The organism is Streptomyces sp. NPDC088746 (assembly GCF_044751065.1).
Classification (GTDB): Bacteria; Actinomycetota; Actinomycetes; order Streptomycetales; family Streptomycetaceae; genus Streptomyces.
In genome coordinates, this window is the sequence record NZ_JBIVLA010000002.1 from 216582 (window position 1) to 233315 (window position 16734).

The 16734-nt window shown below is 73.7% G+C and carries 15 protein-coding genes; 7 read left to right on the forward strand and 8 right to left on the reverse strand.

The window, feature by feature from the left end; translation table 11 throughout:
- Positions 1-209 precede the first annotated feature (209 nt).
- Positions 210-2270: a HelD family protein gene (locus ACIP63_RS08365; RefSeq protein WP_401512611.1), complete on the reverse strand. Its 2061-nt coding sequence runs from the start codon at positions 2268-2270 to the stop codon at positions 210-212.
- A 294-nt stretch (positions 2271-2564) separates the two neighbouring features.
- Positions 2565-2939, reverse strand: a complete 375-nt coding sequence (locus ACIP63_RS08370) for a winged helix-turn-helix transcriptional regulator (protein WP_401512613.1) — start codon at positions 2937-2939, stop codon at positions 2565-2567.
- A gap of 149 nt (positions 2940-3088) precedes the next feature.
- Here ACIP63_RS08370 and ACIP63_RS08375 point away from each other — a divergent pair, with 149 nt between their 5' ends.
- Positions 3089-4102: a zinc-dependent alcohol dehydrogenase family protein gene (locus ACIP63_RS08375; RefSeq protein ID WP_401512615.1), complete on the forward strand. Its 1014-nt coding sequence runs from the start codon at positions 3089-3091 to the stop codon at positions 4100-4102.
- Between the two features lie 94 nt (positions 4103-4196).
- The gene (locus tag ACIP63_RS08380) at positions 4197-4388 is read left to right on the forward strand and encodes a hypothetical protein (protein ID WP_356707896.1); all 192 of its coding nucleotides are present in this window, start codon (positions 4197-4199) and stop codon (positions 4386-4388) included.
- Positions 4389-4402: 14 nt separating this feature from the next.
- Here ACIP63_RS08380 and ACIP63_RS08385 read toward each other — a convergent pair whose 3' ends face one another.
- The gene (locus ACIP63_RS08385) at positions 4403-6046 is read right to left on the reverse strand and encodes a DNA repair helicase XPB (protein WP_401512618.1); all 1644 of its coding nucleotides are present in this window, start codon (positions 6044-6046) and stop codon (positions 4403-4405) included.
- A gap of 201 nt (positions 6047-6247) precedes the next feature.
- On the opposite strand from ACIP63_RS08385, the gene ACIP63_RS08390 reads away from it, so the two are divergent.
- Positions 6248-7096: a uracil-DNA glycosylase gene (locus tag ACIP63_RS08390; RefSeq protein ID WP_401512620.1), complete on the forward strand. Its 849-nt coding sequence runs from the start codon at positions 6248-6250 to the stop codon at positions 7094-7096.
- Between the two features lie 38 nt (positions 7097-7134).
- Here the strand turns inward: ACIP63_RS08390 and ACIP63_RS08395 are convergent, their stop codons facing one another.
- Positions 7135-9600, reverse strand: a complete 2466-nt coding sequence (locus tag ACIP63_RS08395; protein ID WP_401512622.1) for a helicase C-terminal domain-containing protein — start codon at positions 9598-9600, stop codon at positions 7135-7137.
- A gap of 63 nt (positions 9601-9663) precedes the next feature.
- On the opposite strand from ACIP63_RS08395, the gene ACIP63_RS08400 reads away from it, so the two are divergent.
- The 4 genes from ACIP63_RS08400 (at position 9664) to ACIP63_RS08415 (ending at position 12756) form a co-directional block, all read left to right on the forward strand.
- On the forward strand, positions 9664-10839 hold the full coding sequence (locus ACIP63_RS08400) for a hypothetical protein (protein WP_401512624.1): 1176 nt from the start codon (positions 9664-9666) through the stop codon (positions 10837-10839).
- A 57-nt stretch (positions 10840-10896) separates the two neighbouring features.
- Entirely contained in the window at positions 10897-11478 is a 582-nt protein-coding gene (locus tag ACIP63_RS08405; protein WP_401512626.1) for a sugar O-acetyltransferase, read from the forward strand.
- Between the two features lie 10 nt (positions 11479-11488).
- Positions 11489-12028, forward strand: coding sequence for a TetR/AcrR family transcriptional regulator (locus ACIP63_RS08410; protein WP_393757521.1), 540 nt, complete (start codon positions 11489-11491; stop codon positions 12026-12028).
- A 104-nt stretch (positions 12029-12132) separates the two neighbouring features.
- A complete protein-coding gene (locus tag ACIP63_RS08415; RefSeq protein WP_401512628.1) occupies positions 12133-12756 on the forward strand; it encodes a hypothetical protein in 624 nt (207 codons plus the stop codon).
- A gap of 13 nt (positions 12757-12769) precedes the next feature.
- Here ACIP63_RS08415 and ACIP63_RS08420 read toward each other — a convergent pair whose 3' ends face one another.
- Genes ACIP63_RS08420 through ACIP63_RS08435 form a run of 4 tightly spaced genes read right to left on the reverse strand, consistent with a single transcriptional unit; the run spans position 12770 to position 16698 of the window.
- On the reverse strand, positions 12770-13747 hold the full coding sequence (locus tag ACIP63_RS08420) for an ABC transporter substrate-binding protein (RefSeq protein WP_401512630.1): 978 nt from the start codon (positions 13745-13747) through the stop codon (positions 12770-12772).
- Between the two features lies 1 nt (position 13748).
- On the reverse strand, positions 13749-14609 hold the full coding sequence (locus ACIP63_RS08425; protein ID WP_401512632.1) for an ABC transporter ATP-binding protein: 861 nt from the start codon (positions 14607-14609) through the stop codon (positions 13749-13751).
- Positions 14606-15691: a FecCD family ABC transporter permease gene (locus ACIP63_RS08430; protein WP_401512634.1), complete on the reverse strand. Its 1086-nt coding sequence runs from the start codon at positions 15689-15691 to the stop codon at positions 14606-14608. Before ACIP63_RS08430 ends, ACIP63_RS08425 begins: the two co-directional genes overlap by 4 nt.
- Positions 15688-16698, reverse strand: a complete 1011-nt coding sequence (locus ACIP63_RS08435; RefSeq protein ID WP_401512636.1) for a FecCD family ABC transporter permease — start codon at positions 16696-16698, stop codon at positions 15688-15690. Before ACIP63_RS08435 ends, ACIP63_RS08430 begins: the two co-directional genes overlap by 4 nt.
- Positions 16699-16734: the final 36 nt, after the last annotated feature.

Below are 16734 nucleotides of genomic sequence, written 5' to 3' on the forward strand. Positions count from 1 at the left end.
GAGTCGACCTGTCCGTGCGTGCGGGTCCGGCGTGTGCCGGCCCCCCCCGTGGGGCCGGTCCGGTGTGTGCCGGTCCCGCGTGGGCCGGTTCGGGGTGAGCCGGTTCGGGGTGGGCCGGTTCGGGGTGGGCCGGTCCGGTGTGGGCCGGTCCCGCGTGGGCTGGTTGGGTGTGGGCCGGTCCCGCGTGGGCCGGTTCGGGGTGGACCGGCTTAGCCGAGCTGCTCCGGCAGCGCGGCCGCGTGCAGCACGATCAGGCCCGAGACCGCGCGGGTCAGGGCCACGTACAGGCGGCGCAGACCCGTGCGTTCGTCGGGTTCGCCGTCGACCACGGCCGCCGGTTCGTCCAGCACCACGTAGTCGTACTCCAGCCCCTTGGCCAGCGAGGCCGGGACCAGGGTCAGCCGGGACGCGGCGGTCGTCTCCTCGCCCGGGGAGAGATACGCGTGGCCCGCCGCGGCGAGCGCCGCCGCCAGGGCCGGGATCCGGGCGTCGGCGGCGATCAGCCCGATCGAGCCCTCGTGCCGCAGCGACTCCTCGCACGCCGCGACCACCGCGGAGTCGAGCTCGTCGGCCGCCGCCACCGCACGCACGGCGAGGGAGCCGGGCGTCTCACGCACCGACTCCACCGGCGCCAGGCCCGGCGAGATCGCGGGGAGCAGCCGGGAGGCGTACGCGATGACCTCGCGCGGCACACGGAAACCGGCCGTGAGCTCCTCCACCACCGCGTCCGCCTTGCCCAGATGGAAGAGCGCCTGCTCCCAGCTCCCCGTCGACCAGGGCGTCGTCCCCTGCGCCAGGTCGCCGAGCACCGTCGCCGAACCGGTCGAGCAGCGTCGGCCCACCGCGCGGTACTGCATCGGGGACAGGTCCTGGGCCTCGTCGATCACGACATGGCCCAGCGAGTGCGTCCGCGCCACCAGGTCGGCCGCCTCGTCGATCAGGACCGCGTCCGCCGCGGTCCACTTCGCCGACTTCACGCTGCGGGCGGGCTTCGCCATGAGGATGTGCTTCTGCTCGTCGTCGGTGAGGACCCCCTCCGCGTGCGCGCCCAGGAACTCCGCGTCCGTCAGGAGCCGCAGCACCAGCTTCGCCGGGTCCACCGCCGGCCAGACCGCCTTCACGGCCGCCTTCACCGCGGGATCGCGCGCCACCGCGTTCTGCACCCGGTCGTCCGGGGCCTCGCCCGCCTCCTCCATCCGTACGAGGACGGCGTGGGCGATGCGCTGCGGGAGAGCCTCGTGGGCGGCCCCGTACCGCATGTCGCGGGCCAGCAGCTCGGTGGTCATCTCCTCGACCTCGTACGCCGGGACCCGCCAGCGGCGGGAGCCGCGCACCACCACGACCGGCTCCGTCGGAGGCGTCACGTGCGAACGGATCGCCCGCCGCAGGACCTCCGCCATCCGGGCGTCGCCCTTGATCACCGCGGCGACGGACCCGTCCGTGCCGCGCACCTCGACGCGGGCGGCCACCAGGTCCTCGACGGTGGCCTGCTGCACCTCCAGCTCGCCCAGCGCGGGCAGGACCTGCTCGATGTAGTGGAGGAACGACCGGTTCGGGCCGACGACGAGGGTGCCGGTGCGGGCGAGGCGCTCGCGGTGGGCGTACAGGAGGTAGGCGACGCGGTGCAGGCCGACGGCCGTCTTCCCGGTCCCGGGGCCTCCCTGGACACAGACCGTGCCGCCGAGATCACTCCGGACGATCTCGTCCTGCTCCGGCTGGATCGTCGCCACGATGTCGCGCATCGGACCGACACGGGGCCGCTCGATCTCCGCCTGGAGGAGCTTGCTGGTCTGCTCGGTCTCCGCCGGGTCGGTGAGGTACTCGTCCTCGTACGCGGTCAGCTCCCCGCCGGTGTAGCCGAAGCGGCGGCGGTGGTCGACGTCCAGCGGGTTGTTCCTGGAGGCCTGGTAGAACGGCTGGGAGACCGGGGCGCGCCAGTCGATGACCATGGGGTCCCCATGGGCGTCGTGGACATGACGCCGCCCGATGTAGAACCTCTCCCCCTCGGCTCCCTCCGCCTTCTCGGCCCCGACCACGTGCAGATAGTCCAGGCGCCCGAAGAACAGCGGGGTGTGGGTGAGGTCGGCGAGCGCCTTGATGCGGTCGTCGATCTGCGACTGGAGGACCGCGGCGTTGACCCAGTTCGCGGTGACGTCGCGGATGTCGAGCGCCTGCACGTCCTCGCGCATGGCGCGCAGCGCGGCACGGGACGCGGCGAGGTGCGCACGCTCCCTGACCAGTGGATTGCTTGACTCTTCGTGCGCGGGCACGGTGTTGCCTCCGGCTTTTCGACGCAGGACGGCGGACAGGGCTCACCGCCCGGTCCGCTCGGGGACGTTCACACACAGATGCGCACGCGGGGTGGGCGCGTGCGGCTGTTGTCGGCCGGTTTCCGTCCGGTCGGCGGCGCTCCCCCGGCTGCCGGCCGCTCGAAGGGCTGGCCGGTACCACGGTGCGGGAGGCGGGCAGACCGGCGATTGTATCGACCGCCGCCCCCGGGGGCGAACGAATAGATCACAGGGTCCCGGGCGTCCCCGCCGGGCGTCGGGGCGCCCGGTGTCGCCCTACCGGCCGTCGGACCCGTCCCGCTCCGACTCCTGGAAGTCGACGACGGCCTCGCCGTGCAGGGTCGCCCACTCGGTCAGAGCGGCGATGGGCACCACGAGCGTCCGGCCGAGTGCGGTGAGGCTGTACTCGACGCGCGGCGGCGCCTCGGCGTAGGCGCGGCGTTCGACGAGCCCGTAGCCCTGGAGCCTGCGCAGCGTCTGGGTGAGGACCTTGCGCGAGATGCCGCCGATGAGGTCGACGAGTTCGCCGTGCCGGCACGGCCGGCGGCTGAGCGCGAAGATCACGACGACGGCCCATTTGTCGGTGATGATCTCGATCGCCAGCCGGGCCGGGCAGTCGGCGAGGAAGACGTCTCCGGCCGAGTGGCTCATGGCAGGGAAGGTACCAGGAGGTACCTGTCGGATCAGTAATTTCGTCTGTGCGCGACGGCATCGGACGCGGGCAACACCCGTATCCGTCCGGCCCGTTGATCGCCCTGCCGTCGCATCGCACAGCCCTCCGAGAGAAAGACGGTCACCCCATGCCACGCGTCGTCGTGTTCGACAGGACCGGAGCCCCGGACGTCCTGCACATCGTCGATCAGCCGGTCACCGAGCCCGCCGCCGGCGAGGTGCGGATCAGGATCGAGGCCATCGGCGTCAACCGGCTCGACCAGATGATGCGCGCCGGCTCCTACCCCGGGCCTGTACGTCTGCCGCACGCCCGGCTGGGCTGTGAGGGAACCGGCGTCGTGGACGCGGTGGGCCCCGGCGTCGAGGGGCCCGGAGTCGGAGACGCGGTCGTCATCACCGCCGTCCCCGAGATGGACCTCAACGGCACCTACGCCGAATACACCACCGTGCCGGCCGCTTCCGTCGTCCCGCGGCCCGCCGGGCTGGACGCGACCGGCGCGGCGGCCCTGTGGGTGGCGTACTCCACGGCGTACGGCGCGCTCGTGGAGAAGGCCGGGATGCGGCCCGGTGACCATGTCCTGATCACCGCCGCCTCCAGCTCCGTCGGCCTCGCCGCCCTCCAGATCGCCCACCAGATCGGCGCCGTCCCCCTGGCGGTCACCCGGCACACCGCGAAGAAGGAAGGACTGCTGGCCGCAGGCGCCGCCGCCGTCATCGTCACCGACCACGAGGACGTGGCCGAAGCCGCCCGCCGGCACACCGGCGGGGCCGGAGCCGACATCATCCTCGACTCCGTCATGGGCCCCGGCCTGGCTGACCTGGCGAAGGCGGCCAGGGCCGGCGGGACCCTGGTCACCGTCGGCTGGCTGGACCCCCGGCCCGCGTCGTTCCCGATGTCCTGGCCCCTCACGGTCCTCGGTTACGCAAGCTTCGAGCACACGCTCGACCCCACGGTGGTCCGTCGGATCGCGGCGTTCCTGAACGCCGGCCTGCGCACCGGGGCGCTACGGCCCACCGTCGACCGGGAGTTCGGCCTCGATGACATCGTCGAGGCGCACCGGTACCTGGAGCAGGGACACCAGGCCGGCAAGATCGTCGTCACCGTCCGACCGCGAGGGGTGCGGCGAGCCTCCGCCCCGTAGGGGACGGGTCCGTCTTTCGGCCGACCCGGATCCGCGCGTTCTTCGGCCGGTCGGCCGATGCAGGGGGGCGGGCCGGCGGAGCACCATGGAACACATGAGCACCGTTTACCTGAACCCACGCAGGACCGGCCCCGCGCACGGCGCCACGGCGGCCACCGGTCACCCACGCGGCCACCGCATAGGAAACGCGGTGCGTGCCGTCTCCGTCTTCACACGCACCGCGTTCGGTGTGGCCGTCCTCGGGGAGTACGCGGAGGAGGCGGGCGTCGTCCGCCGCCACCGCTAGGGCCCCTGCCCCTGTCAGCTCTCCGTCAGCAACTCGTCCGCGTCGACGATCCTGTACGCGTAACCCTGCTCGGCCAGGAACCGCTGGCGGTGCGCCGCGAAGTCCTGGTCGATCGTGTCGCGCGCGACCACCGAGTAGAACCGGGCCTCGTGCCCGTCCGCCTTCGGCCGCAGCACCCGGCCGAGCCGCTGTGCCTCCTCCTGGCGCGAGCCGAACGTCCCGGACACCTGGATGGCGACCGTCGCCTCCGGAAGGTCGATCGAGAAGTTCGCGACCTTCGACACGACCAGCACGCTGATCTCGCCCTGACGGAACGCCTCGAACAGCTTCTCGCGCTGCGCGTTGCTCGTCTCGCCCTTGATCACCGGGGCGTCCAGATGCTCACCGAGCTCGTCGAGCTGGTCGATGTACTGCCCGATGACCAGGGTCTGCTCTCCCCGGTGCTTGCGCACGAGCGCCTCGGTGACCTTCCGCTTCGTCGCGGTCGTCGCGCAGAACCGGTACTTCTCCTCGGCCTCCGCCGTCGCGTAGGCGAGGCGCTCCGAGTCCGTGAGGTTCACGCGGACCTCGACGCAGTCGGCGGGCGCGATGTACCCCTGCGCCTCGATCTCCTTCCACGGGGCGTCGAACCGCTTGGGCCCGATGAGCGAGAAGACGTCCGACTCGCGCCCGTCCTCACGCACCAGCGTCGCGGTGAGCCCGAGACGGCGGCGGGCCTGGAGGTCGGCGGTGAACTTGAAGACGGGCGCGGGCAGCAGGTGCACCTCGTCGTAGATCACGAGCCCCCAGTCACGGGAGTCGAACAGCTCCAGGTGCGGGTAGATCCCCTTACGGCGGGTCGTGAGCACCTGGTACGTGGCGATGGTGACCGGCCGGATCTCCTTGCGCGTACCGCTGTACTCGCCGATCTCCTCCTCGGTCAGCGAGGTCCGCTTCACCAGCTCGTGCTTCCACTGCCGGGCGGAGACCGTGTTGGTGACCAGGATCAGGGTGGTCGCCTTGGCCTCCGCCATGGCGCCGGCTCCGACCAGGGTCTTGCCCGCGCCGCAGGGGAGGACGACGACGCCCGAGCCGCCGTGCCAGAAGCCCTCGACGGCCTGCTTCTGGTACGGGCGCAGCGCCCAGCCGTCCTGGTCGAGCTCGATCGGGTGCGCCTCGCCGTCGACGTAACCGGCGAGGTCCTCGGCGGGCCAGCCCAGCTTCAGCAGCGTCTGCTTGATCTGGCCGCGCTCCGAGGGATGCACGGCCACGGTGTCCGGGTCGAGGCGCGCCCCGACCAGCGGCTGGACCTTCTTCGAGCGGAGGATCTCCTCCAGCACCGGCCGGTCGTTGGACGTCAGGACCAGCCCGTGGACCGGGTGCTTGGACAGGGTGAGGCGGCCGTACCGCGCCATCGTCTCGGCGATGTCGACGAGGAGCGCGTGCGGCACGGGATAGCGCGAGTACTCCACGAGCGCGTCGACGACCTGCTCGGCGTCGTGCCCCGCGGCGCGGGCGTTCCACAGGCCGAGCGGGGTCACCCGGTAGGTGTGGATGTGCTCGGGGGCACGCTCCAGCTCGGCGAAGGGTGCGATGACACGGCGGCAGGCCTCGGCCTGGTCGTGGTCGACTTCGAGGAGCAGCGTCTTGTCGCTCTGGACGATGAGGGGTCCGGTCACGCGCGTCGGCCCTTTCCGGCGTGGGGTGGCCGCCGGGTGCGAACGGCCAAACGTCCAGTGTGCCTCATCGGCCGCTGACGGGCGGGGCTCCTGCGGACGGAGCCCCTGGAACGGCGCACCGCGCCTACGTACCCTGGGACCGCCTGTGACGCACGTCATGGCACGGACGACGTCGAGGCCCCGGGCCCGTAGCGTGGAGGGATGGACGGAGCGGAAGCCGCAGGACGGGCGCCGGGCGCCGACGACCGGGGCTTCCAGGCCCGCCACGCGCCGGGCGCTGACGACCAGGGCTTTCCGGCCCGCCACGCGCCGGGGTGCGGCGAGCTGGGTGAACTGGACGCCCTCGTCACGCGGTGCCGCGCCTGTCCCCGGCTGGTCGCCTGGCGGGAGGAGACCGCCGGGACCAAGCGCGCGGCCTTCCAGGACTGGGACTACTGGGCGCGGCCCGTCCCCGGTTTCGGGCCGCCCGACGCCACGGTGGCGGTGGTCGGGCTCGCCCCCGCCGCCCACGGCGGCAACAGGACCGGCCGGATGTTCACGGGCGACGCGGCCGGCGACTTCCTCTTCGCCGCGCTGCACACCGTGGGCCTGGCCTCGCAGCCGTCCTCCGTCCACGCGGAGGACGGGCTCACCCTGCGCGGCGTACGGCTCACCTCTCCCGTGCACTGCGCGCCCCCGGCGAACAAGCCCACGCCGGAGGAGCGCGACAACTGCCGTCCCTGGCTGGCCGCCGAGCTGGACCTGCTGAGCCCGGGGCTGCGCGCGGTGGTCGTCCTCGGCGGGTTCGGCTGGCAGGCGGTGCTCCCGGTGCTCGCCGAGGCGGGATGGCGGCTGCCGCGCCCGCGTCCCGCCTTCGGCCACGGTGCGCATGTCGTGCTGCCCGCCACGGAGCGCAGGCAGGAACTGCACCTGCTGGGGAGTTACCACCCCAGTCAGCGCAACACGTTCACGGGCCGGCTCACCATGCCCATGCTGGTCGACGTGCTCCGCGAGGCCGCGGCCGTAGGACGGCCCGGTCGTGGGGAAGTTGCGGACGGCGATATCGGGTAAATGGGGCCGATGTGTGTCCGTAACTTCCCAATGACTTCTTAGGGCGTCTGCTCGTCGGCTAGTTCCGCTACGCCCGTGATTCGGTGCAGGGGGTACGTCCTGACCTCGTCGGCCGTGTGGTCGTACGCCGTCACGAAGCCGCCCTCCACCTTGACCGGGGCGATCACCCGCTGGCTGGCCGCGCCGTCGGCGTTGACGTAGCCGATCCAGACGGCCGAGCCGGTCATCGCGGCCGCCTGCACCGTGGCCAGGGTCTCGGCGGGGGCCGTGCGGGGGAGCGAGCCCGCCGTGGCCGTGTCCGGGCCCTCCTTGTGGACGGCTCTGGCCGCCGTGTCGCCCGCACGGACGGCCCGGACCGCGGCGGCCAGCAGGGTGGCGTCCGGGACCGGCGGGCCCTCGGGGACGGGGGCGGGGGGCGTACGCGGCGGAGTGCGGCGGGCGCCGGCGCGGGTGATGAGGACGTCACCCTCGGCGGACTCGGCGGCGGGGGCGTACCCCATCTCGCGGAGCCCTTCGAGGAGCGACCCCGGGTCGGCCTGCGAGGCCAGGACGGTCGGTGCCAGCCGCCGCAGCCGCAGGGTGGCCGAGCGCTTGTCGGCCAGGATCTCGTTGAGCACGGCCTCGTCGTCGCAGCGCACGTACGCGGAGGCGGCGCCGATCCGCAGGTGGCCGTGGCGGCGGGCCACGTCGTCGATGAGGTAGCTCAGCGGCTGTGGCACCGGCGTACGGCTGTGGGTGGCCAGGAAGGCGTGCAGGTCCGTCGCGGCCTGTCCGGCGTCGAGCGCGCGGCGTACGGAGCCGGGGGTGAAGCGGTAGACCGTCGCACCGCCCTTGGACTCGACGTCGGCGAGCACCGAGAGCATGTCGGCGAGCGGGCGTTCCAGCGGGCCGGGGGCGACCGCCGTCAGGTCGGCCTGGAGCAGCACGTGGTCCAGGGGTTCGGGGATCAGCGGGGCGAGGCGGGCGGCGGCCGCGTCGGGGCCCTCGTCGAGCAGCGCGCGGGCCTGGGAGGAGAGGGCGCCGCGGCCGGTGATCCCCAGCAGCTCCGCGTCGTTGACCGTCCACAGGGCGATCCGGGAGCGCAGGTCGGAGGCGTCGCCCGGCGCCGGCGGTCCGCCCGGGGCCTGGGAGCGCAGCGGCCGTTCCCAGCGGAGCCGGGCGAGCAGCGTCTGCGGGTCGGGTGCGGTGCCCGGCGGGAGCGAGGCGAACAGGGCCAGCACCCGGCGGCGTACCTCGGGGGCGGCCGAGCGGTCGAGGTCGGGGCCGAGTGCGGACAGCGCCCTGCCCTTGGCGTCCTGGCCTCCGATCAGGCCCGCGGTGCGGGTGGCGGCGAGCCAGGCGGTGGCGAGGTGGGTCCAGCGGTCCTGGGCGGGGAGGTCCAGCCATTCGTCGGACGCGGGCGTCGGGGCGTAGCGCTCGTCGGTCTCGCCGTCGGAGGCCAGCAGGCCCGCCGCGTAGGCGAGTTCGATCCAGAAGGCGGCGACGGTCTCCGAGACGTCGAGCGCGCTCGCAGCACGCTTCAGCTCGCGCACGCTCAGGCCGCCCGCGCGGAGGATGGCCGGACCGCCGTCGTTCCAGAGCTTGAGGAGCTCCTCGACGGTGGACAGCGCCATGAAGCCCTGGCCCGCCGCCGCTCTGTCCACAGCCTGGGGATCCCGCTCGGCCGCCGCCACGATCGCCGGGGGCACGGGCTCGGGCACCCGGTGGGCGCGGCCCGCCCGCAGATGCAGGGCCGCCTCGCGCGGCAGGACGACGGTGCGCGTCGAGACGGGCAGCAACAGCCCGCGGTCGCGCAGCCATTGCACGGGCGGCGCGGGCTTCGGGGTGATCTCCCCGTACGGCGGCCCCCAGACGAGCCGGTCGAGCACGGACAGCGCCTCGACGGGGGCGGTGTCCAGCAGTTCCGCCATCCTCGTCCGGTCCGTGAAGAGCCCGGCCAGCGCGGAGACGGCGGAGACCGGGTCGTGGGTGGCGGGCAGCCCGGCGGCGGCCAGGATCTCCTGCAGCCTGCCGGGCGACATCCCGGCCGTGGCCTCGGCGACGGTCGGCCCGAGGCCGGTGGGGGAGGGGTGCTGCGGTGACGGGGCGAGCAGCTCGCGCGCCGTGCGCACGAGGTGCAGCCCGGTGTCCTCGCCCCAGACCAGGGCCTGTTCGCGCAGGGTCGTGAGGGCGGCGGGCAGCGCGGCGGTGATCGCGGCGCCCGCGTCGTCGCGCCCGTCGCCGTCGTCCTGGCCGTCACCGGTGAGGAGCGCGAGCAGCGTGTCGTACGGTGCCGGGTCCGGCGCCACGGCCAGCGCCTCCGCGGTCTGCAGGGCGAAGCGGTCGAGGTGCTCCAGCGCACGGACGACGGAGGCGCGCGTGCCGGCGCGCGTCGCCAGCTGGGTGATGTCGTTCGGCACGGGACTGAGCAGGTCGGGGCGGGCACGCAGCAGCCCTGCCAGCGATTCGTCGCCCCGGGCGCGCAGAGCTTCGGCGAGCGTGCGCGGTGGTGTGGTCGTCCCCATCCGTCCCACGGTAGCCCCTGGAACGCTACCGTCGGGGCAGGGCGGTGGAGGGAGAACGATCGCGTGGGGATCGAGAGCGACCAGCTTGTCTACGACTATCTCAGCCGGGTCGGTGACCTGGCGCAGCAGCAACAGCTGTCCTCGGGCGCCCGGATGAGGCTCGTCGCGACGCTCCGGGGCGAGATCGACCGGCAGCGCTCCACGGACGGCTCGGACTCTCCCGCGGTGGTCCGGCGCATTCTCGGACGGCTCGGCGCCCCGGGTGAACTCGTGGCCGCGGCGGCCGAGTCGGGCGACGGGGCGGTGCCCCTGCCGTCTCCCCGGGCGGACGCGGCCGCAGGCCCGGCCAGGGACGCGGCGGAACCGCGCGGGGTGCCGCGTGCGCGGCGGAGTGTGCTCAGGAAAGCAGCGACGCGGAAGGGCGCGTCGCCGGTCCGCGAGGAGCCCCGGACCGCCGCCGCGAGCCCGGAGACAGGGCTCGGGGAGCCGGACACCGCGGGGCGGGCGTCCGGCGAGCCGGACCCGGGCTGGCCGTCGGCGTCCGCGCCGCACATGGCCGGCCTGGACCAGGCGCCCGCCGCGGCGGAGCCCGAGTGGTGGCGGATCGAGCCGGGGCCCTTCGGTGAGGGCGGCCAGGACGGACCCGGCGGGCAGGGGGTGCCGGGGGCCATGGGGCCGGGCACCGCCGTGCCCGGGTTCGTGGGCGGGCTGGAGAGCCCGGAGCTGTTCGGGCTGCCGAGCGCTCCGAGGGCCCCGGGGCCGCGCGCGCCGGCCGAGGCGGAGGAGCCGGAGCCGGCGGAGGCCGGGAAGGAGGCCGAGCCACCGGCGCCCCGGCGCCGGAAGCTGCGGCTGCGCCGCGTCCGGCGGGCCGCCGTGGACGGCGGCCCCGCCGTGCGGCCCCGCCTCTCGAACCCGTTGCTGCTGCTGGCGGCCGCACTGCTGGTGGCCGGTGCCGTCACCGGGTCGTGGCTGGCGCTCGCGGGCGGCTGGCTGCTGGCGTACAGCTCGCGCAAGTTCTCGCGCGCCGAGGCGAAATGGGTGGCGCTGGGCCTGCCGGGCGTGGTCGTGGCCGGGGCCTTCGTCTGGTTGTGGGGCCGCACGGACGGCCGTTGGGGCGAACCCCTCGCGGCGGACGCGATGGGGGACGCGATGACGGACGTCTGGCCCGTGGTGGTGCGGGTGGCGGCGGTGTCGTCGGCGTTGTACCTGGTGTGGCGGTCGCGCAGGCTGGCGGGGTGACAGCCGGCCCGCCCGGAGAGTGTACGAGCGTACACTCCGGGGTGTACGCTCGTCCGCATGCCGACGGACTACTTCGCCAACGATCCGCGTACCAACCTCGAGCGCATGCTCGCCGGTGACCTCTACGTCGCCGACGACCCGGAGATCGGCCGGCGGCAGCAGCGGGCCATGCGCCTCGCGGCCCGCTTCCAGGCCGCTTACACCGAGGACGCCGACGCGGCCAGGACGATCCTGGCCGAGCTGCTGGATTCCGTGGGCGAGGGCGTCGACCTGCGCCCGCCGCTCTACGTCGACTACGGCAGCAACATCACGATCGGCGCCCGGACCTTCGTCAACTACCACCTCACGGCGCTGGACGTCGCGCGCATCACCATCGGCGAGGACTGCCAGATCGGCCCCAACGTCCAGCTCCTGACCCCCACCCACCCCGTGGAGCCCGGGCCCCGCAGGGACAAGCTGGAGGCGGCGCTCCCCATCACCATCGGTGACAACGTCTGGCTCGGCGGCGGGGTCATCGTCTGCCCCGGGGTGACCATCGGCTCCAACTCCGTGATCGGGGCAGGAGCCGTGGTCACGAAGGACATCCCCGCCGACGTCGTCGCCGTGGGCAACCCCGCCCGCGTCGTCCGCGCCGTCTGACCCGCCCGCCATGGCCACCGGACGCACGGATCCGCAGCGGCGCGAGCGCATCCTCGCCGCCACGCTCGACCACATCGCCGAGGAGGGCGTCGTCGGCGTCTCCCACCGCAAGATCGCCGGCCGCGCCGAGGTCCCGCTGGGCTCGATGACGTATCACTTCGACGGCATCGACGACCTGCTGCGCGAGGCCTTCACCCGCTTCGCCGACCACATCGTGGCCGTCTTCGAGCTGCACCTGGGCCGGGTCGACACCCCCGAGCAGGCCCGCGAGGCCGTCACCGACCTCATCCACGTGCTCTCCGAGGGCCCCCGGCGCGACCTCGTCCTCACCCAGGAGCTCTACACGCTGGCCGCCCGGCGCGACGAGTACCGCGAGCTCACCCACGCGTGGATGAACCGCAGCCGCCGCCTGCTGGAGCAGCACTTCGACCCGGACACCGCCCGTCAGCTGGACGCGCTGATCGAGGGGCTGGCCCTGCACCGGTCCCTCGACACCGAGCCGCAGGACCGCGAGCTGACGCGGCTGGCCGTGCTGCGCATGACCTCCTAGGGTCCACCGAACCGCCTGTGGGGCGTGGACCTGACACCGCGCCCCACAGGCTTCTCCGCCGATGAGACCATCTCCCTCACGCTCTACGAGGGGAGTTGGGCTCCATGGCACGCCGGTCCGGGGCAAGGGCCAGAGAGACGCGGCGCACGCGCGAGGCGAAGCGGGCCGAGGAGACGAGGCTCGCGGCGAAGCGGACCGCGTCCGGGGACGGCAGCGGGGAACGCCGGGCGAAGCTGTGGCCGGCAGCCGGGGCGCTGGTCCTGGCAGCGGTCCTCTGCGGGGCCGTGCTGCTGTTCCTCTCCCCCCTGCCGGAGGACGTGTGGCGCGACGTCGCCCCGCGGTGGCCCGGCGGCGGGTACGGCCTCGCCGCCACGGCCGGGTTCGTGCTCTTCCCGTGCGTGGGCGGTGTCGTCGTGGGCCTGGGCGGCCTCTCCGGGAGCATCTCGGCGTGGCGCCGGAGCCGTGAGCCGCGCCGGCTCGCCGGGGCGGCCGGGCACGGCCTGCTCGCGGCGGGCTGCGGCCTGCTGGGCGCCGCCGGCGTCGTCGTGGTGACGACGACGCTCGGCGGCAAGGGAGGCGCCCGCTCGGACAGCCTCTCCGTCTTCCTCCGCGGCGAGTACCCCTCGGTCGGCTACGCGGCGCTGGGCGGCATCGTGGCCCCGCTCCTCGTGGCCCCGGCGGCCGTCAGGCTCCGGGAAGCGCTGGGACGCCGGGACCGGGAGGGGTGACCGTGCGGCGGGCCTACTTCGTCAGGTCCGCCTGGAGCTCGTCCAGGATCTTGTCCGCCGCCGTGTAGCCGATGCCCTGGATCCACAGCTCGTCCTCGACCGCGAACGCCTTGCCGGCCTTCACCGCGCCCATGTTCTTCCACAGCCCGCTGCCCAAGGTCTGCTTCTGCTTGGACTTCTCCGCGTCCCCGTACGTCGAGTGGAAGACGACGTCCGTGTCCGCCTGGTCGATCTTCTCCGGGCTGACGTCGTACGAGAAGCCGTCCTTGGCCTTGTCGACGATCGCGGGCCGGCCGAGGCCGACGTCGGCGAGGATCGTCGCGATGTAGCTCTGGCGGCCGTAGATGCGGATGTCCGCGCCCTCGACGAACCGCACCATGTTGACCTCGGTGGCCGCCGCCTTCTCCTTGCCGCCGAGCGCCTCGGTGACCTCGCCGACGTGCGCGTCGTAGCCGGCGATGACCTTCTCGGCCGCCGGGACCTTGCCGAGCGCGTTGGCGTGGACCTGGAAGTTCTCCTTCCAGGGATAGCCCGTGTTCTCCGTCATGACCGTCGGGGCGATCTTCGAGAGCTCGTCGTACGAGTCGCCGTGGCGGATCTTGCTGGTGAGGATCAGGTCCGGCTTCAGCCCCGCGATCGCCTCCAGGTTCGGCGTCATCATCTCGCCGACGTCCTCGATGCCCGCGACCTTCTCCTTCGGCAGGTAGCTCAGGTAACCCGACTCCGTGCCCGTGTGCGTGGCGCCGACCGGCTTCACACCGAGGGTGAGCGCGGAGTCCAGCTCGGCGGTGTCCAGGACGACGACCCGCTTCGGGGCGACGGGGACCTTGACGTTGCCCATGGCCGTGGCGACCGTGTGGGTCTTGGCGTCGGAGGAGGACGCCGAGCCGCCGGAGCCGGAGCCGGAGTCGGACGAGCCGCAGGAGGTGAGGGCCAGCGCGGCGGTCACGGCCAGCGAACCGGTGACGAGCGGACGGGACGGGATGGGCATGTCAGAGAGCCTTTCCTGAAGGGGACGGGGTGGGAGTCCAGGGCGCGCCGGGCACGACGAGCGGCGAACCCGTGACCGGGTCCGGGACGATGACGGCTTCCAGGCCGAAGACCTCGCGCACGAGCTCGGCGGTGACGACGTCCCCGGGCCGCCCCTCGGCGACGATGCGGCCCGCCTTCATGGCGACGAGGTGGTCGGCGTACCGGGCGGCCTGGTTGAGGTCGTGCAGGACGGTGACGACTGTCCGCCCCCGGCTGCCGTCCGCCGCCGGAGCGGCGAGCCGGCGCACCAGGTCCAGGACCTCGACCTGGTGCGCGATGTCGAGATACGTCGTCGGCTCGTCGAGCAGCAGCAGATCCGTGTCCTGCGCGAGCGCCATCGCGATCCACACCCGCTGGCGCTGCCCCCCGGACAGCTCGTCCACCGGCCGGTCGCCGAGCGCGGTGATGTCCGTGCGCTCCATGGCGTCCGTCACCGCCCGCTCGTCCGCCTCGGACCACTGCTGCCACCAGCGCTGGTGGGGCTGGCGGCCACGGGCGACCAGGTCGGAGACGGTGATCGCCTCGGGCGCCACGGGTGTCTGCGGGAGCAGCCCCACCGACTGGGCGATGGTGCGCGTGGGGATGCGTGACAGCTCCGTACCGTCCAGGAGCACGGATCCTCCGGCCGGCTTCAGCAGCCGGCCCAGCGCGCGCAGGGTCGTCGACTTGCCGCAGGCGTTCGGGCCGACGATGACCGTCACGCACCCGTCGGGCACCGCCAGGTCCAGCTCGTGCACGACGGTGCGGTCGTCGTAGGCGAGGGTCAGGGCGCGGGCCGTGAGCCGGGACGGGGCGGTGTCCTGCGTACGGGTCGTCGTCATGCGTTGCCTCCACTGCGGCCGCCGTGGCCACGGATGATCAGCCAGATCAGATACGGGGCGCCGACCGCCGCCGTCAGCACGCCCACCGGAAGCTCGGTGGGGGAGAAGAGCCTGCGGGCCAGCAGATCCGCGAGGACGACGATCACGGCGCCGAGCAGTGCGGAACACAGCAGCGGGATCTGCGCCGTACGCGTCATCCGGCGGGCGATCTGCGGGGCGAGGAGCGCCACGAAGTCGACCGGCCCGGCCGTTCCCGTCGCCACCGACGCCAGGACCACCCCGAGGGCGACGAGCCCCAGCCGTACGCGCCCGAGGCGGACGCCCAGCGCCGTCGCGGTGTCGTCGTCCATCGAGACGGTGCGCTGCGCGCGCGCCGCCCACAGGACGGCCGGGAGCAGGACCAGGAGCGCCCAGCCGATGGGGGCGGCCTCGTTCCAGCCGCGGCCGTTGAGCGAGCCCGTCATCCAGATCTGCGCCTGCTGGGCGACCAGGTAGTCGCCCTTCGTCAGGAACAGGGTGGTCACCGACCGCAGGGCGATCGCGAAGCCGATCCCGATGAGGACGAAGCGGGTCGCGTGGAGCCCGCCGCGCCACGCGAAGAGGTACACGAGCGCGGCGGCGGCGATCCCTCCGGCCACGGAGAGATAGGGCAGGACGGTGTACGAGGTGAGGCCGAAGGTCATCGCGCCGACCGTGAGCGCGCTCGCGCCCTGGCTGATGCCGATGATGTCGGGGCTGGCGAGCGGGTTGCGGGCGACGGTCTGGATCAGCGCACCGGCGATCCCGAAGGCCGCGCCGACGAGCAGCCCGACGACCATGCGGGGCAACCGCAGGGTGCCCACGACCAGTTCGTCGGGCGACGGCTGCCCGAGGACGACCTTCACGACCTCCGCGGGCGCCACGAAGCTCTCACCGGTGCAGAGGTAGGCGACACAGACCGCCGCCAGCAGGACGACGAGGGCCACGGCGACGAGCCCGGCGCGCCGGTGGAGCAGGAACCGGGCCCGCTTCCCGACCCGTACGACCCGGTAGCCGGCGGGGCGGACCGGGGTCCGTACGGGCACTGCCGTGTCCGCGCTCATGCGGGCACCGCCTTCCGGCGTACGAGGGTGACCAGGAACGGCACGCCGATCAGCGCCGTCATCACGCCTGCCGGGACCTCGCCGGGCGGGAACAGGACCCGGCCGACGACATCGGAGACGAGGAGCATCACGGGCCCGACGAGGGCCGCCATCGGCAGCACCCAGCGGTGGTCGCCGCCCACGATCGCGCGGGCGATGTGCGGCACCGCGAGGCCGACGAAGGCGATGGGCCCGGCCGCCGCGACGCCCGCGCCGGTGAGCACGGTGGCCCCGATGCCGCCGACGATGCGGACGGCCGCGACGTTCTGCCCCAGGCCCTTCGCGACGTCCTCACCCAGGGCCAGAGCGTCGAGCCCGCGCGCCACGGACACCACGAGGGCGGCGCCGATCAGCAGGAACGGCCAGATCTGCTGGGCGACCTGGGCCTCGCGGCCGGCGATCGAGCCCACCTGCCAGAAGCGGAACTCGTCGAGCGCCGACGCCTTCGTGGTGAGCACCGCCATGGTCACCGACACGAGCAGCGCGTTGATCGCGGCGCCGCCCAGCGCGAGCTTCACCGGCGTCGCACCGCCCCGGCCCCGGGAGGCGATGGCGTACACGGCGACGGACGCGACGGCGGCCCCGCCGAAGGCGAACCACACATAGCCGGTGAGGGTGTGGATCCCGGCGTAGGCGATGGCCAGCACCACGGCCACCGAGGCGCCCTGGCTGATCCCGAGGATCCCCGGGTCGGCGATGGGGTTGCGCGTGATGCCCTGGAGCACCGTGCCCGCGAGGGCGAGCGCCGCGCCGACCATCAGCCCGATCACGGTGCGCGGCACCCGCATCTGCCGGATCACCTCGGCGGCGTCGGACTGCCCGCCGTGCAGCAGGGCGTCCAGGACGGCGGACGGCGCGATGGTCCTCGCCCCCACGGCGAGGCTGAGCAGGACGGAGAGCAGCAGGGCGACGACGGCGGCAGCGGTCGCGAGCGCGCGTCTGGACAGGCGTGGAGCGGCGGCTGCCATCGGAACCAATCGGGTGAGCGAGAGCCGGGAAACTGC